Source organism: Arthrobacter sp. lap29, assembly GCF_032458965.1.
GTDB lineage: Bacteria > Actinomycetota > Actinomycetes > Actinomycetales > Micrococcaceae > Specibacter > Specibacter psychrochitiniphilus.
Genome location: NZ_JAUCEK010000005.1, coordinates 109,253 through 124,575, shown reverse-complemented (window position 1 = coordinate 124,575; position 15,323 = coordinate 109,253). Strand labels below are relative to the sequence as shown.

16 protein-coding genes are annotated in these 15,323 nt (G+C 59.8%); 10 read left to right on the top strand and 6 right to left on the bottom strand.

The annotated features are described in order from the left end of the window. The first annotated feature begins 129 nt into the window (after positions 1 to 129). The 3 genes from RY113_RS10145 to RY113_RS10135 all read left to right on the top strand — a co-directional run bounded on the left by RY113_RS10145 (position 130) and on the right by RY113_RS10135 (position 3,255). The gene (locus RY113_RS10145; RefSeq protein ID WP_110105959.1) at positions 130 to 1,434 is read left to right on the top strand and encodes a glycine betaine/L-proline ABC transporter ATP-binding protein; all 1,305 of its coding nucleotides are present in this window, start codon (positions 130 to 132) and stop codon (positions 1,432 to 1,434) included. After that, entirely contained in the window at positions 1,434 to 2,288 is an 855-nt protein-coding gene (locus RY113_RS10140) for an ABC transporter permease subunit (protein WP_315914463.1), read from the top strand. Before RY113_RS10145 ends, RY113_RS10140 begins: the two co-directional genes overlap by 1 nt. Positions 2,289 to 2,361: 73 nt before the next feature. Further along, positions 2,362 to 3,255, top strand: coding sequence for a glycine betaine ABC transporter substrate-binding protein (locus RY113_RS10135; RefSeq protein WP_110105876.1), 894 nt, complete (start codon positions 2,362 to 2,364; stop codon positions 3,253 to 3,255). A gap of 166 nt (positions 3,256 to 3,421) precedes the next feature. Here the strand turns inward: RY113_RS10135 and RY113_RS10130 are convergent, their stop codons facing one another. Both RY113_RS10130 and nadE read right to left on the bottom strand, forming a co-directional pair. Next, complete coding sequence (locus RY113_RS10130) at positions 3,422 to 5,170, bottom strand: AMP-binding protein (RefSeq protein ID WP_315914462.1); 1,749 nt, start codon at positions 5,168 to 5,170, stop codon at positions 3,422 to 3,424. A 94-nt stretch (positions 5,171 to 5,264) separates the two neighbouring features. Beyond that, positions 5,265 to 6,086, bottom strand: a complete 822-nt coding sequence (gene nadE / locus RY113_RS10125) for an ammonia-dependent NAD(+) synthetase (protein ID WP_315914461.1) — start codon at positions 6,084 to 6,086, stop codon at positions 5,265 to 5,267. Positions 6,087 to 6,148: 62 nt separating this feature from the next. Between nadE and pyrE the strand changes: the two genes are divergently transcribed. Next, complete coding sequence (gene pyrE, locus RY113_RS10120) at positions 6,149 to 6,715, top strand: orotate phosphoribosyltransferase (protein ID WP_110105879.1); 567 nt, start codon at positions 6,149 to 6,151, stop codon at positions 6,713 to 6,715. 156 nt (positions 6,716 to 6,871) lie between these two features. Beyond that, the gene (locus RY113_RS10115) at positions 6,872 to 7,498 is read left to right on the top strand and encodes a thymidine kinase (protein ID WP_110105880.1); all 627 of its coding nucleotides are present in this window, start codon (positions 6,872 to 6,874) and stop codon (positions 7,496 to 7,498) included. Positions 7,499 to 7,516: 18 nt separating this feature from the next. Here RY113_RS10115 and RY113_RS10110 read toward each other — a convergent pair whose 3' ends face one another. Then, positions 7,517 to 8,035, bottom strand: a complete 519-nt coding sequence (locus RY113_RS10110; RefSeq protein WP_315914460.1) for a GNAT family protein — start codon at positions 8,033 to 8,035, stop codon at positions 7,517 to 7,519. Positions 8,036 to 8,298: 263 nt separating this feature from the next. Here RY113_RS10110 and RY113_RS10105 point away from each other — a divergent pair, with 263 nt between their 5' ends. Beyond that, on the top strand, positions 8,299 to 9,087 hold the full coding sequence (locus RY113_RS10105) for a hypothetical protein (RefSeq protein WP_315914459.1): 789 nt from the start codon (positions 8,299 to 8,301) through the stop codon (positions 9,085 to 9,087). Between the two features lie 15 nt (positions 9,088 to 9,102). Here the strand turns inward: RY113_RS10105 and RY113_RS10100 are convergent, their stop codons facing one another. Continuing rightward, positions 9,103 to 9,897, bottom strand: a complete 795-nt coding sequence (locus RY113_RS10100; protein WP_110105883.1) for an HAD-IIA family hydrolase — start codon at positions 9,895 to 9,897, stop codon at positions 9,103 to 9,105. A 129-nt stretch (positions 9,898 to 10,026) separates the two neighbouring features. On the opposite strand from RY113_RS10100, the gene RY113_RS10095 reads away from it, so the two are divergent. Further along, positions 10,027 to 10,665, top strand: coding sequence for an RNA methyltransferase (locus RY113_RS10095; protein ID WP_315914636.1), 639 nt, complete (start codon positions 10,027 to 10,029; stop codon positions 10,663 to 10,665). Between the two features lie 107 nt (positions 10,666 to 10,772). After that, positions 10,773 to 12,758, top strand: coding sequence for a S53 family peptidase (locus RY113_RS10090; RefSeq protein ID WP_315914458.1), 1,986 nt, complete (start codon positions 10,773 to 10,775; stop codon positions 12,756 to 12,758). Here the strand turns inward: RY113_RS10090 and RY113_RS10085 are convergent, their stop codons facing one another. Then, complete coding sequence (locus tag RY113_RS10085) at positions 12,759 to 12,899, bottom strand: hypothetical protein (RefSeq protein WP_170120937.1); 141 nt, start codon at positions 12,897 to 12,899, stop codon at positions 12,759 to 12,761. Between the two features lie 56 nt (positions 12,900 to 12,955). Between RY113_RS10085 and fbaA the strand changes: the two genes are divergently transcribed. Together fbaA and RY113_RS10075 are read left to right on the top strand one after the other, a co-directional pair. Next, positions 12,956 to 13,978 (top strand): class II fructose-bisphosphate aldolase, encoded by a 1,023-nt coding sequence (gene fbaA, locus RY113_RS10080; RefSeq protein ID WP_110105885.1) that lies wholly within the window; start codon positions 12,956 to 12,958, stop codon positions 13,976 to 13,978. A 1-nt stretch (position 13,979) separates the two neighbouring features. Further along, positions 13,980 to 14,405 carry a DUF3151 domain-containing protein gene (locus RY113_RS10075; protein ID WP_110105886.1) on the top strand — a complete coding sequence of 142 codons (426 nt, stop codon included), beginning with the start codon at positions 13,980 to 13,982 and terminating at the stop codon, positions 14,403 to 14,405. Positions 14,406 to 14,524: 119 nt separating this feature from the next. Here RY113_RS10075 and RY113_RS10070 read toward each other — a convergent pair whose 3' ends face one another. After that, positions 14,525 to 15,292, bottom strand: coding sequence for a DUF2249 domain-containing protein (locus RY113_RS10070; protein ID WP_308467750.1), 768 nt, complete (start codon positions 15,290 to 15,292; stop codon positions 14,525 to 14,527). Positions 15,293 to 15,323: the final 31 nt, after the last annotated feature.

Genomic DNA, 15,323 nt, shown 5'->3' with positions numbered 1-15,323 from the left:
CAACGCCTGCAGCACGAGATCACCAATCGCGCTTGTTTAGATCACCCGCTCAAGCGGGCCCTAAACCTGCGTGTAGATGGATACTACGTGTACCAATCCACAGAAAAACTGACACCAGAGCAGGACTTGATGCCCGCAGCTGGGCACGAACCGGCCCAGCATGATGTTGCCCTGAAAGTAAGCAATGTTTATAAAGTTTTCGGAAAACGCCCCGCCGAAGTAATCAAGCGTCTTCGAGGGGGAAAGAAGCGTGCGGAGCTGACTGCGCTGGGAACAGCCGCCGTCATCGACGCTTCCTTTGAGGTAAAAAAGGGTGAGATCTTTGTGGTCATGGGCCTCTCCGGCTCCGGAAAGTCCACACTCATCCGTACCCTCAACGGGCTGTGGGCACCCACGGAGGGGTCCGTGGTGGTGGGCGGCACTGATATTTCAAAGATCAGTGAGAAGGAATTGCGCCGAGTTCGCCAGCAGAAGATCTCCATGGTGTTCCAGCACTTCGCTTTGATGCCGCACCGAACTGTTATGGAAAACGCCGCTTATGCTCTTGAAGTCCAGGGTGTGGCGAAGATTGAACGCCGGGCCCGTGCCGAAAAAATCCTCGCTTTAGTAGGTCTTGAAGGCTGGGGTGAAAAGTACCCCAGCGAACTCTCCGGTGGCATGCAGCAACGTGTTGGTCTGGCACGTGCCCTCTGCGCCGAGACTGACATTCTGCTCATGGATGAGGCGTTCTCCGCGCTTGACCCGCTGATCCGCCGCGAAATGCAAGAACAGCTGGTGCTGCTCCAATCCGAGTTGGAAAAGACCATCATCTTTATCACCCACGATCTCAACGAAGCCATGTTCTTAGGTGACCGGATCGCCGTCATGCGTGACGGGGAGATTGTCCAAATCGGCACCCCGGATGAGATCCTCACGAGCCCGGCCAATGATTACGTGGCCCAGTTTGTGCAGGATGTTGACAGGACCCGTGTGCTCACCGCCGGGGGTGTCATGGAGCCGCCACTGGCAGTGGTCAACTTATCCGGTGGGCCCCGCAATGCCTTGCGAACCATGCGTGATTTGCAGGTCTCGGCCGCCTTCGTGGTGGACCGCCGCCGTAATTATCTAGGCACCGTCCGGGACCGTGACGTGATGAAGCAGGTGGAGGCGCACAGTTCCGATCTGGGCGCCGTTGTCCGCAACAGCATTGAAGCGGTCAGCCCGGACACGGCGCTCAATGACCTCTTTGGTCGCGCCGTGGAGAGCCCCATCCCGCTTCCTGTGGTGGACGACGCCGGACGGTTGGTGGGTGCCTTGCCGCGAGTGACGCTGTTGGCTGCCTTGGGCAATGTGCCCTCCACCACGAGTGAATTCCCCATAGTGGATGTAGCTGTTGCTCCGCTGCCGGAACAAGTTGTCACCGACGCGCTGGCCAAGACTGAAGGAGACGCATAGTGGAACCGAAATTTAGGATCCCGCTGGGCGACTGGGTGGAAGTGGGCCTTGACTGGCTGACAAGCACCTTCGACGTTGTCTTTGACGCGATTCGCAGTATTTTTGTTGGCGCCTACGACGGCCTTGATTGGCTGCTGACGGCACCTCCCTTCTGGGCGATCATCATAATCTTTGCCGCGATTGCTTGGTGGGCGAGTGGCTGGAAGTTGGGTGTGGGCACAGCCATCAGCTTCGCCCTCATCGTTGGTGTGAACCAATGGGAGAACGCCATGGATACGTTGGCGTTGGTAACCATTGCCACCGTTGTTGCCGTGGTGATCAGTGTCCCGCTGGGCATTTGGGCGGCAAGCTCGGACAGGGCCTCCTCCATCATCCGTCCCGTACTGGACTTCATGCAGACCATGCCCGCCATGGTGTACCTGATCCCTGCCTTGGTCATGTTCCGGGTGGGCGTGGTGCCGGGCATCATCGCCACCATCATTTTCGCCATGGCTCCGGGTGTCCGTTTCACGGAGCTGGGCATCCGTGGCGTGGACAAGGAAGTAGTGGAGGCTGGGTACGCCTTCGGATCCAGCCCGTCACGGATCTTGCGCCAAATCCAGCTGCCCCTGGCCCGGCCCACCATTATGGCCGGCATCAATCAGGTCATCATGCTCTCGTTGTCCATGGTGGTCATTGCCGGCATGGTCGGCGCCGGTGGTCTGGGTGGGGACATCGTCGCCGCCTTGAATCGCATTGACGCAGGGTTGGGCTTCGAGGCGGGCATTGCCGTGGTCATTCTGGCAATCTTCCTGGACCGGGTGACGGCCAGCTTCGGTAAAAGCTCTTCGAGCGGACGTAGCAAGGAAGCGTAAAGCTTCCACACAACAAGTTTTGAACCAATCGGGTAGCCACTCTTGGAAGGGCTGCCAATGAAAGGAAAGAATCATGAAGAAGAAATTTCTAGGAACACTCGCCATTGCGGCAACACTGGCACTGGGTCTGTCCTCCTGTGGCTCCGGCTCGGATGAAGTAGCCACCGTTGACAACGGTGACAAGCAGGATCTTAAGATTGTCGTGTTCAACGGCTGGGACGAAGGCGTAGCCGCATCCCAGCTGTGGAAGTCGATCCTCACCGAGAAGGGTTACAACGTCACGTTAGAAAATGCTGATGCGGCACCCGTTTACTCGGGTCTCTCCGCTGGTGACTATGACGTTGTGCTGGATACTTGGCTGCCCGTCACGCACAAGACTTACATCGAAGAGTACGGCGAGAAGATGGAAGACTTGGGTGCCTGGTACGACGATGCCAAGCTCACGATCGCCGTCAACGAGGACGCCCCCATTGACTCCCTCGAGGACTTGGCGGCCAATGCGGACAAGTTCGGCAACAAGATCATCGGCATTGAGCCCGGTGCGGGCCTGACGGAAGCAACCAGCAATGAGGTCATCCCCGGCTATGGGCTGGAGAAGATGGACTACATCACTTCATCCACCCCGGCCATGCTCTCCGAACTGAAGACCGCAACCACCAAGGGCGAGAACATTGTTCTCACCCTGTGGCGCCCGCACTGGGCCTACGACGCATTCCCTGTCAAGGACCTCAAGGATCCCAAGGGTACCCTCGGCGCGGCTGAAGGCATTCACAGCTTCTCACGCCTGGACTTCGACAAGGACTACCCCAAGCTCGATGGCTGGTTGAAGGACTTCAAGATGGACTCCGACACGCTGTCATCGCTGGAGAACGCCATGTTCAACGGTGTCGACACCGATGATTACACTGCGATCGTGGAGAAGTGGATCGGTGAAAACCAGGACTACGTTGACTCCCTGACCAAGTAGTCTCCCGCCCATTGGGATAGCCTCCCCGTCCCATCTGGACGCTATCCCACCAATGGTGTGATTTTTGGGAACGCTATCTCACTCAGTGCGATAGCGTTCCCGATTTTCCCGCCAAAGGTGGGATAGCGTCTTTTGCGGGTACGGGGGTTTGTGCGGTGTGGGGAAATTAGCTGAAGTCTGACTCCAAATATTCCCTTGCCAGCCCGTCCAGTGTTGGCTGCGTGCCGGCACCGTGGCGGGATTCCTCGTTCGCCCGCAGTTCCACCCGCCGGATCTTGCCGGAGATGGTCTTGGGCAGCTCCGAAAATTCCAGCCGACGGATGCGCTTGTAGGCTGGCAGATGCTCGCGGCAGTACGCGAAAATCTCCCGCGCCGTATCCTCACCCGGCTGATAAGCCGCTGTCAGTACAACATAGGCCTTGGGCACGTTCAGGCGTAGCGCGTCAGGGGAGGGCACCACGGCGGCCTCCGCCACGGCCGGATGTTCCAGCAGAACGCTCTCCAGCTCGAAGGGTGAGAGGCGGTAGTCGGAAGATTTGAACACGTCATCGCTGCGCCCCACATAGGTCAGGATGCCGTTCTCATCCCTACTGGCTACGTCCCCGGTGTGGTAATAACCGCCACGGAAGGCTTCGGCCGTTTTCTCCGGGTCGCCGTAGTAACCCTTGGTGAGCCCCACAGGGGGCGGGTTCAAGCGCAAGCACAGTTCGCCGTCGTCCGTTTCTTCTCCAGTGAAAAGGTCCAGCAGGACTACGTCATAACCCGGGAGCGGGCGGCCCATGGAACCAATTTTCACCGGCTGTCCGGGCGTGTTGGCAACCTGCGCCGTGGTCTCGGTCTGGCCAAAGCCGTCACGGATCAGCTGACCCCAAGCCCGCTCAACCTGACCGATCACCTCGGCATTTAGCGGCTCGCCGGCTGAGACCACCTTGGTGGGCGGGTTTTTCAGAAGCGTGAGATCGGCCTGGATCAGCATCCGCCAGACGGTGGGCGGAGCACAAAAACTGGTGACGTGTTCCTTGTCCATTTGCGCCATGAGGGCGGCGGCATCAAAGCGTGAATAGTTGTAAATGAACACGCAGGCTTCGGCGATCCACGGGGTGAAGACATTGGACCAGGCGTGCTTGGCCCAGCCCGGCGAGGCCACATTCAGGTGGACATCGCCTGGCTCCAGCCCGATCCAAAACATGGTGGACAGGTGTCCCACGGGGTAGGAGGTATGCGTATGCTCCACCAATTTTGCCTTGGACGTGGTGCCCGAGGTGAAGTACAGCAGCATGGTGTCATTGGCCAGCGTGGGCGCGTCCGGAGTGAAGGTTTCCTCTTCGGTGATGGAGGCCGCGTAATTGAGAACTGGGCGCCCTGCGCCAGCCATTGCGTGAGCACCAGTGTTGGCTGCGCCGCCTTCTAACCCAATCCCCACCAAGGTGTAATCACCTGGAACCTCGGCGAACTTCGCGGCGTCCTCCTCCCGCGCACCCACCCAGCGGGCCGCACCGCGCGCCACCCGGTCACGCAGATCCGCGGGGCCCATCATGGTGGTGGTCGGGATCATGACCACACCCAATTTGATGCAGGCCAGCATCAGCTCCCAAAGTTCAACCTGGTTTCCCAGCATGATGATCATGTGGTCCCCGCGTTTTATGCCCCGCCCACGGAGCCAGTTGGCCACCTGGTTGGAGCGGAGCGAGAGGTCCTTGAAGCTACGCCGCGTAGATGTGCCGTCCTGCTCAACAATGACCAGTGCCGGATTTTTTCCGGTGAGCGGGTCTGCGGCAATCTTGTCGATCCAGTCCAAGGCAAAGTTGAACTCGCTAAACTGGGGCCATTGAAATTCTCGTTGTGCCCGGGCATTATCCAGACGCATGTCCAGAAGCTTATTGCGGGCCGCTCGGAATTCCTCTGTGACGTTCATGGTGTCCACCTTTCGGCGCAGTTGCCGCTCTTGGTTACCTTGAATATACGCCGAGGAATTTAGGTCCAAGCCCTGTACGGGTATTCGCCCGCGGCTAGCGCCACCACGTATCGAGCAGTGACACCGGGGTAGTGCGCTTGTGCCGGCTCTGGAGGAAACGGCGCTCAATGCCCTCGGCGGCGGCTTCGCTGACTTCTTTGCCTTCCAGATAGTCATCAATATCGTTGTAAGTGATGCCCAGTTCATCTTCATCGGTGCGTCCGGGGACGCCGTCGAGAAGATCAGCGGTGGGAACCTTGGCCCACAGCTGCTCCGGTGCGCCGAGTTCTTGCAAAAGGGCACGGTTTTGGCGTTTGTTCAGGGTGTAGAGGGGCAGAATATCTGCACCGCCGTCCCCAAATTTTGTGAAGAATCCGGTGACGGATTCGGCGGCGTGATCGGTGCCGATGACCAGAAGGTTTTCCTCCCCAGCCAGCGCGTACTGGGCGATCATGCGGGAGCGGGCTTTGACGTTGCCCTTGTTGAAATCGGAAATTCCGCGGCCGGCGGTCTTAGCGAATTCTGCCTCAAAGCCGTCCACGGCAGGAGCAACATTGAACGTCCACTCCGTCTGGGCGTTGATGAACTTCATGGCCGCCTGGGCGTCATCTTCATCGTGTTGAACACCGTAGGGCAGGCGGACTGCAATGAAGTTGGCCTCCACGCCTTCTGCGGCCAGTTCTTCCACGGCCAGCTGTGCCAGCCGTCCGGCAAGCGTGGAGTCCAGCCCACCGCTGATGCCCAAAACATAGCCGCGGGTTCCTGTTGCTTTGAGATAGTCCTTGAGGAATTGCACCCGCCGCGTGATTTCCGCAGCAGGGTCAATGGCTGGCTGGACACCGAGTTCAGCAATGATCTGTCCCTGTAATTCGCGCATGAGACTAGCGTATCCTGCACGTGTTTCGACGGTGTCCCGTGCGCCCAATTAGAATGGATCCCATGACCTCAACTCTTGCCGCTGACCGCGCCCGCCTGCTCGAACTCGTTAAGGAACTCGCCGTTGTCCACGGCAAGGTGATCCTCTCCTCCGGCAAGGAGGCCGATTACTACATTGATCTGCGCCGCATTACCCTCCATCACGAGGCTTCCCGACTCGCCGGCCGTGTCATGCTGGCCATGTTGGACGACGCCGGCATTGACTTTGAGACCGCCGGCGGCTTGACCATGGGCGCAGACCCCGTCGGCACGGCACTGATGCATGCAGCCGGAGATGCCGGCCGTGCCATCGATGCGTTTGTGGTCCGTAAGGCGCAGAAGTCCTACGGCATGGGCCGCCAGGTTGAAGGCCCCAGCGTTGACGGACGCAAGGTAGTGGTGTTGGAAGATACCTCCACCACCGGCGGATCCGCACTGGCCGCTGTTGAAGGCGTGCGCAAGGCCGGCGGCAACATCCAGGCCGTCGCCGTCATCGTGGACCGCGATACCGGAGCCAAAGAGCGTATCGAAGCAGAAGCCAACGTCCCGTACCTGTTCATCTTCGGCAAGGATGAGCTCGGCCTCTCGTAGTCCCCACACCCTCCCACTGCTCGCGGGCTCGCAGCGGGTCCCTCGGGCGCGTGGGCCCATCCACACCCTCCCACTGCTCGCGGGCTCGCAGCGGGTCCCTCGGGCGCGTGGGCCCATCCACACCCTCCCACTGCCTAACGATTTGGAAGGCTTGTTTTGTCGAAGTTGTATTTCCGTCACGGCGCCATGAATTCAGGCAAGTCCACCGGCTTGCTGCAGGCCGCGTTCAACTATGAAGAACGCGGCCAGCGGGTTCTGTTGGCCAAGCCCGGCGTGGACACGAAGGGTGAGAGCGCAATAGTCTCGCGCCTGGGGGTGAGCCGTGACGTTGACTTCGTCATCCCGCCTGGCACCGACGCGCGGGAACTGTTCGCCAGCCACATGCGCGGTGACGATCCCGATGCGCTGCTCAAACACATGGACATGGCACCTGTCGCGTGCCTGTTGGTGGATGAGGCCCAGTTCCTTGACCCTGCCCAAGTGGATGACCTTTTCCGGATCGCCGTCCTGGACGGAGTCCCCGTGCTGGCCTACGGGCTGCGCACCGACTTCCGCACCAAGGCTTTCCCCGGCGCGGCGCGGCTGCTGGAAATTGCACACTCACTAGAAGAGCTCAAAACCATCTGCCGCTGTGGCCGGAAAGCCATGTTCAACACCCGCCGCGTGGGCGAAGATGTAGTGTTCGACGGCGACCAGGTCGCCATCGAGGGTGCCGAGGTTTGGTACGAATCGCTGTGCGGCAACTGCTATCTGGAACTCTCCGGCGGGCAGCTGGGCCGTTAGAGAACTGGGCTGCTAGGCCTAGTCCAGGATCTTTTGGAAGAGCTCGTGGTCTTGCCAGCGTCCGGCAATTTTCAGGTACTTCGGCGCCATCCCGAAACGGGTGAAGCCGTTCTTCGCTAGAACACGTTGCGAACCGGCATTGTGAAGCAAGGCTTCAGCCTGCAAACGGTGCAAGCCGAGGCTACTTCTGGCATGTTCGACGGCGTCTGCCACGGCTGCCGTGGCTAGGCCGGCACCGTTTTCGGTACGGGACACCCAATAGCCCAGACTCGCAGACTGGAGAGAGCCACGGACGATTCCGTTGATGTTCAAGAAACCGGCCAGCTGCCCTCCCTGATTCAGAATGAGTAACGGCACCCGGGTACCAGCTGCATGGGCTTCCAAGGCAGCCTCTGCCAGAGCTCGTTGTTTGGTCTCGGTGTGGAAATCTTTATCACGGAGCGGTTCCCACGGAGCTAAGAATTCCCGGTTTTCACTGCACAGTGCGGTCAGCTCCGGAACATCGCTGAGCTGCAACAATCTTGTTACGCGGTCCACGCTGGCCTCCCCTACTTGAAGTGCTTGGCCGTTTGCGACGTCTAAAACTAACGGCCCTACCAAGGGTAGTGCTGCGGAGCCCCGATCTAGATTTGAGAGCCCGGTGAGAGAGTGTTTGTTGCCCGGCTGTCCTGCAGGCTTTTTGCAGATGAATAGTGGGTACCATCTGGGGTGAGTTCTCCCCATCGCGGAAATTTGATCCGGCCAATAGGCTCCTGGGAGGGCTGCAGTGCGCCCGGTTGGTTCAAATGAAAGAGTCTCACATGTCAGAGCAGCCTCCGTGGCCGGACTATCCCGCTCACGTCCCAGACCCCAACACGGGCCAGCAGTATCCGCAGTACGCACCCCAGCAACAGTATGCCCAGCCCTACTATGGGACGCCGCATTTCATACAGCCGGCACCCAAGAAGAAGCCAGCACTGCCTTGGATTCTGGCCGGTGGCGGGGTGCTCGCGCTGGCTGGCGTAATTGGCGCGGTGGTGCTGGTTTCCACTTTGCTAGGTGGCGGGGTCAAAGCGAACATGGTGGCGGCACCTGTAACGGGAGCCTCATTCCAATACCCAGAGGGCTGGCTCCGCACCGATGAAAACAAGACTGTCATCAATAGTGACGGGAGCCAGCCGGAGGAACGCTTCAGCGCCATTAACAAAGTCAAGGATGCCACAGCGCTAATGGTCTACGAGGGCGGCGCCCGGCCTGAAGCCGCCGTCACCCCAGAGAAGATCCATACTGCGATCGATCAAGGACTGGCGGGACAGCTTGCTGCATCCCCAGACGAGTTACTCTATTACCGCAGCACGGCGGGCTTTGGCTGCCTAGATGATTTCGGGTACACCAACGAGCCAGCCATTGTGGAGCGGGACGGCATGTATGGATACAGCTACGGTTACACCTGCCACAGTTACCAAGGCGATGTCACCGGAGAATACTTCGTTGCCTACGATTCCACGGGAGTCAGCCACCGCATGACGGTTGAAGCCAAATCCTCTGAATGGGCCAGCAGCAAACGTTTGCTACAGTCCATCACCGCATCACTGCACCCTGCTGCCTAAGAGACAGGAACAGAATTAAACGTGGGGGATTAGATCAGCTACCGAATTCATGGTTTGATCCGGACGGAACGGGTAGGCATCGATGTCTTCGGGTTGAGTGATTCCGCTGAACACCAGTACCGTGTGCAGTCCCGCTTCCATCCCCGCAATGATGTCGGTATCCATCCGGTCACCAATCATGGCGGTCGTCTCGGAATGCGCCTGAATCCGGTTCATGGCTGAACGGAACATCATGGGATTCGGCTTACCCACAATATAAGGTTCACGGCCGGTGGCCTTGGTGATCAGTGCTGCCACGGCGCCGGTGGCCGGCATGGGACCCTCTTTGGAGGGGCCGGTAGCATCCGGGTTGGTGCAGATGAAACGGGCACCGTCACCAATGAGCCGGATCGCCTGGGTGATGGCTTCGAAGGAGTAGGTGCGGGTTTCACCGAGCACCACGTAGTCAGGTTTCTGGTCGGTGAGGATAAAACCAGCCTCATGCAATGCCGTGGTCAACCCGGCTTCACCAATCACAAAGGCGCGCCCATGCGGCATTTGAGATTTCAAAAATTGGGCCGTGGCCAGCGCAGATGTCCACAGGTTTTCCTCGGGGATATCCAGTCCTGACGCTTTCAGCCGGGCTGCAAGATCGCGCGGGGTGAAGATGGAGTTGTTTGTTAGCACCAAGAAGCGTTTGGAGGTATCCACCCAGCGCTGAATCAACTCAGCGGCACCGGGTACAGCCTTGTTCTCGTGGACTAAAACGCCGTCCATGTCGGTAAGCCAGCATTCAATATCGGCAGGCTGGCGTGAAGATTGCTGTGTCATGAGGCTCCTTGGGCGTGGATTTAGGATTCCAGTCTTGCAGAGAATGGCCCCGTTGCATTGATGCCGGGCACATGTGCGTAAAGTTGAACGGTGAGTAAAACCGGTGAAACCCCTGCCCCAGATGATGCTTTGAGCCCCGAGCATCCGGAATTGCACCATGAAGTCGGTCTTGGTCCGTGGGAGGGGCCGCTACCTGAAGGGGACCAGTGGGACCCTGAACTCCTGGCCAACGGGGACCGGCGCAACGTTCTGGACGAGTACCGGTACTGGTCTATGGAAGCCATTGTGGCCGAGCTGGACACCCGCCGCCACGACTTCCATGTGGCCATTGAAAACTGGCAGCATGACATGAACATTGGCACCGTAGTGCGCACCGCAAATGCGTTCCTGGCCAAGGAAGTGCACATTATTGGAAGGCGGCGGTGGAATAAGCGTGGCGCAATGGTCACCGACCGCTACCAGCACGTCCGCCACCACCCCACCGTTGAGGACTTTGTTTCGTGGGCACAGCGTGAGGGTTTGGTGATCATTGGCATCGATATTTTCCCGGACTCCGAACAGCTGGAAACCTATGAACTGCCCAAGAACTGCGTTTTTGTTTTTGGCCAGGAAGGCCCCGGGCTAAGTGATGAGGTGCACGCCGCTGCACAAACCACCCTGTCCATTGAACAGTTCGGCTCCACCCGCTCCATCAACGCAGCCTCGGCCGCCGGCATTGCCATGCACGCATGGATTCGCAGGCACGTTTTCAACCAGCATGTGCTTTAAATAAAAGATTCATAGCTTCTTCCCAGACTCTAGTCAGCCAAAACACAGCGGGTCTAGGCTCGGCAGTGTGCGGGCGCAAAGGGTGCCTGCCCGGTGAAGGATCTCTGATGAGAACATCATTCAAACCGCGAAAATTTTTCAGCAAAACTCTGGCCATCGGTGCTGCCATGGCCTGCGTTCTCGCCTTTGGCACGACAGCGGCAACGGCCGCCCCAACATCCTCAGACACGGCGTATCCCGGCGGTGTGCCCAGTTGGGCCCAACCGGCAAACAATGAGGGGGCCGCAGCCGCGGACACAACAGTTGAAGGCGAAATTTACTTCCAGCTCCGCGATCTCAGGGGCGCCAAGGCGCTGGCCACGGCAGTCTCCACACCCGGAAACCGCAGCTACGGCCAGTGGCTTTCGCCGGCCCAATGGATTGGCAGGTATTCGCCGACCCAAAAGTCGTATGACTCCGTGCTCACCTACCTCAAAGATCAGGGTTTGGTTATCACCGGAACGCCTGAGAGCCGCCTGTTCGTGGTGTTTCGGGGCACCGTGGCACAGCTGAACGCCACGTTTAAGGCCGAGCTACACAACTATGACTTCAAGGGAACCACTGTGGTGGGCCCGTCCAAGGCGCCAACCCTGCCGGCGAGTATTGCGGCCCCGGTTGCCGGGGTCTCGGTTGATCAGGGCAGCCTGCTCACCCACCCGAACTACGCCACGCCCGACGGCGGCACCCAGCCAACGCCGCAGGCGCGCCACACCCAGCCGCCAGCACCAACAGCGGCCTGCTCAAACTACTTTGGGCAGCACAGCGATACGGTTCCCAGCGCCTATGGCAAGACCAGCTATCCGACGTACGTGTGTGGTTACACTCCACATCAGATCCAGTCTGCCTACGGCAAGGGCGATCTGACCAAGACGGGCCACGGCCGCCCAGCCGCTGACGGCAGGGGGCAAACCGTGGCGATCATTGACGCCTACGCATCGCCCACCATGCTCTCAGACATTAACACGTACTCGGCCACCTATGGGTTGCCGCAAATGGATGGGCACAGCTACCAGCAGATTGTCCCAGATCCCAGCGAGTTTGTTGATCAGGATCTCTGTGGCGGACCTAGCGGATGGCAGCCAGAACAGGCCCTTGACGTGGCCTCAGTCCACGGCACAGCACCTGCGGCCAAGATCCTGTACGTTGGCGGGTTCAACTGTGGCGGCGGGCTGGACGTTGCCATGTCCAAAATCCTCGACCACAAACTGGCCAACATTGTCAGCAACAGTTACGGCAACCTTGGCGAGGCGCTCCCGGCGGATGTCATCCTCGGCGAGGTCAACATCCAACTGCAGGCAGCAGGTGAAGGGATCGGGTTGTACTTCTCCAGCGGTGATTCGGGCGATGAAGCCGCAAACCTTGGCTACACATCCCCGGACTTCCCTGCCAGCTCGCCGTGGGTCACCGCGGTGGGAGGCACAAGCCTTGCGGTGTCCAAGAAGGGCACGTACATGTTTGAGACAGGGTGGGGCAGTGTGCGTGACCAGATCGTTGACGGCGCCTATGTATCGGCCCTCCCCGGGGCCGAATTTCGTGGAGGTGCCGGGGGCGGCGTCAGCGCAGTCTTTGCCCAACCCACCTACCAAAAAGGTGTGGTGCCCCGTTCGCTCTCACTCGGCCAGCGGGTTGTACCTGATATTTCCTCGCTGGCGGATCCTTACACCGGATACGTGATCGGCATCAGCCCCATCAACAATGACAGCACCCTGACCACCGATCCTTTCACCATCCAAACGTACGGAGGCACGTCCCTGGCCGCGCCCTTGTCGGCCGGACAGATGGCTGTGGCCCAGCAAGTCAGCGGCAAAACGCTCGGCTTCGCGAACCCCGTCATCTACTCCACCAGCCGCCAGCAACGGGGAACGTTCACCGACGTGGTATCGCCGCGCAGGCAACAGGCACTGGCATTTACCAGCCCTAGTACGGGGAACCAGTACCTGGTATCGATGAACCTTGACACGTCCCTGACCACCACCAAAGGCTATGACAATGTCACGGGCATCGGCAGTATGAACTACGGCTTCGCCCTGGCCATCAGCCGGCACGGCAGATAACTACAGCAAGCACACCAGCACGACGGCGCGTCCCGGCACTGAAGCCGGGGCGCGCCGTCGTGCCTGGCCAGTCCACAAATTGGGCAGCAGCGACACGAACTTCGCTGCCGTGAGGGCACTGGCTAAGATGGGAGTAGTCATGCGGGAGCTGGCCTGTTGCCAGACTCTTAGTACCGTTCAGCCCAGAGGAGCTTTCAATGCCCATCGCAACACCGGACAAGTATGCCGAAATGATCGACCGCGCCAAAGCTGGCGGATTCGCCTACCCGGCGGTCAACGTGACGTCTTCCCAGACACTGAACGCAACCCTCCAGGGCTTCGCCGATGCCGGAACTGACGGCATCATCCAGGTTTCCACCGGTGGCGCAGCCTACTGGTCCGGCGCCAGCGTCAAGGACATGGTTGCCGGTTCCTTGGGCTTCGCAGCGTTCGCACGCGAAGTTGCCAAGAACTACCCCATCAACGTGGCCCTGCACACCGACCACTGCCCCAAGGACAAGCTGGACGGATTTGTCCTTCCCCTCTTGGAAGCTTCCGAGGCTGAGGTCAAGGCCGGCCGGGACCCCATCTTCAACTCCCACATGTGGGATGGCTCGCACGAGACTCTCGAAGAGAACCTGCGCATTGGCCGCGAACTGCTGGCCCGCACGCACGCAGCCAAAATGATCCTTGAAGTTGAGATCGGTGCTGTTGGTGGCGAAGAAGACGGCGTTGAGAACGCCATCAACGACAAGCTGTACTCCACCATTGAAGACGGCCTGGCCACCGTTGCCGCGCTGGGATCAGGCGAATTTGGCCGCTACATCACGGCACTGACCTTCGGTAACGTCCATGGCGTGTACAAGGCTGGCAACGTCAAGCTGCGCCCGGAGCTCCTGAAGGAAATCCAGGCAGCTGTTGGCGCCAAGATCGGCAAGGAAAACCCCTTCGATCTGGTCTTCCACGGCGGCTCGGGCTCCTCTGACCAGGAAATTGCTGACGCCGTTTCCTTCGGTGTCATCAAGATGAACGTCGATACCGACACCCAGTACGCCTACACCCGCCCTGTGGTTGATCACATGTTCACCAACTACAACGGCGTGCTGAAGGTTGACGGCGAAGTGGGCAACAAGAAGACCTACGACCCCCGCGTTTGGGGTGCAGCCGCCGAAAAGGGTCTGGCAGCACGCGTTGTTGAAGCAGCCTCACAGCTGGGCTCCGCTGGCAAGACGTTCAAGTAATATGAGCGATTCTTTCCGCCGAAATCTCCTCGGTCCCGAGCCCACGTTGCTCCCGGTCGAGGCGGAGGTCCAGTCACGTCTGGATGCAGGGGATGAGGCCGTTGACCTGGCCGCTACCAACCCGACGTCATCGCTTTTGTGGGCCATTTTGGCAGACGAGGCATATGCCGAGGGCCGGACCATTGAGTCCTACGCGTATGCCCGCACCGGCTACCACCGCGGCTTGGACGCATTGCGCCGCAACGGCTGGCGCGGCACGGGTCCGGTTCCCTACACTCATGAGGGCAACCGCGGATTCCTGCGGGCGCTCTATGCTCTGGGACGGGCCGCCGGCGCCATTGGTGAATCCGATGAAGCTGCACGCATCACCACGTTCCTGAACGACTCCGACCCGTTGGCCACGGCCGCGATCGAAGCCGCTCTGTAAGGTCCGCGCGTTTCGTTTCCAAAAGGGACGGCGCTTGCGGATTCGGACACCTGTCTACCGGTGTCCGAATCCGCAAGCGCCGTCTTTTTTGTGTTCGAGTGCCGGCTGAAGCGTCCGCGTTAGTTTCGGACCATGGACAGCTTCCACAATTCCGGACCGTTCTCCACGTAGGTGACGTCAAACTTACCGGCCGAGCGCTGTTCCAGTTGGGCTAGTAGCGGCAGCGGGTTGTGATTGGCGATCAGCAGAATGCCTTTTCCTGGGTTCAGTCCCTCCAACGCGCCGAAAATGGTGGCGTGGCGGATGGCGTGGGGGATGACGCGCGTATCCAGCTCTGACAGGCCTGGCTCGTCGTGCCCGCCGCAGGCACACCCGCCCAACGCCGGCGCCTGGCTCGGCAGCGCTGTCCCGGCGGTGCGTGCCGGGAGGATTGCCGCGAGTGAGAGCGTTGGTTCCTGCGCCAGAGCAGGCAGCAACAGCTCATTGGCCTGGTTTAGGAACGCAGTGGCGGCTTCTTGTAACCGGCCGTCGGCATGCACCATTTTCAGTGACAATTCTTGAACTTCCAAGCCCTTTGTTGCCTCGATGAGCCGGGCATGGTGCCCAGAAGCCAAGGCGGCAACCACGTTCAGTGGCCCGGCTTCTTTGTTTGCTGCAAGGAAGGCCCCTGACAGTGCTGCGGCCAAGGGAAGCAGTTCCTGTTCGGCAAATTCAACCAATGCGCCTTGATCTGCTTCTACCAGAGACGCTCCGGAGGGGTTGGCGGCAGCCGCGAGCAAGTTATTGCTCAACGTCCCTAGGGTGCCGGCGGCTTCCGCCAGCCGGGTGTGCGCCTCCTCGAGGGCTGCTGCCTCGGTGGCGGATGAGGCAAGGATGAGGTTGTTCACGAGGGGAACCTTTCATAACGGCGCGAGCGTA

Coding starts and splice junctions, on each gene's coding strand:
- RY113_RS10145 (WP_110105959.1), top strand. CDS start 130: ATGCCCGCAGCTGGGCACGAACCGGCCCAGCATGATGTTGCCCTGAAA.
- RY113_RS10135 (WP_110105876.1), top strand. CDS start 2,362: ATGAAGAAGAAATTTCTAGGAACACTCGCCATTGCGGCAACACTGGCA.
- RY113_RS10130 (WP_315914462.1), bottom strand. CDS start 5,170: ATGAACGTCACAGAGGAATTCCGAGCGGCCCGCAATAAGCTTCTGGAC.
- nadE (WP_315914461.1), bottom strand. CDS start 6,086: ATGCGCGAATTACAGGGACAGATCATTGCTGAACTCGGTGTCCAGCCA.
- pyrE (WP_110105879.1), top strand. CDS start 6,149: ATGACCTCAACTCTTGCCGCTGACCGCGCCCGCCTGCTCGAACTCGTT.
- RY113_RS10105 (WP_315914459.1), top strand. CDS start 8,299: ATGTCAGAGCAGCCTCCGTGGCCGGACTATCCCGCTCACGTCCCAGAC.
- RY113_RS10100 (WP_110105883.1), bottom strand. CDS start 9,897: ATGACACAGCAATCTTCACGCCAGCCTGCCGATATTGAATGCTGGCTT.
- RY113_RS10090 (WP_315914458.1), top strand. CDS start 10,773: ATGAGAACATCATTCAAACCGCGAAAATTTTTCAGCAAAACTCTGGCC.
- RY113_RS10085 (WP_170120937.1), bottom strand. CDS start 12,899: ATGACTACTCCCATCTTAGCCAGTGCCCTCACGGCAGCGAAGTTCGTG.
- fbaA (WP_110105885.1), top strand. CDS start 12,956: ATGCCCATCGCAACACCGGACAAGTATGCCGAAATGATCGACCGCGCC.
- RY113_RS10075 (WP_110105886.1), top strand. CDS start 13,980: ATGAGCGATTCTTTCCGCCGAAATCTCCTCGGTCCCGAGCCCACGTTG.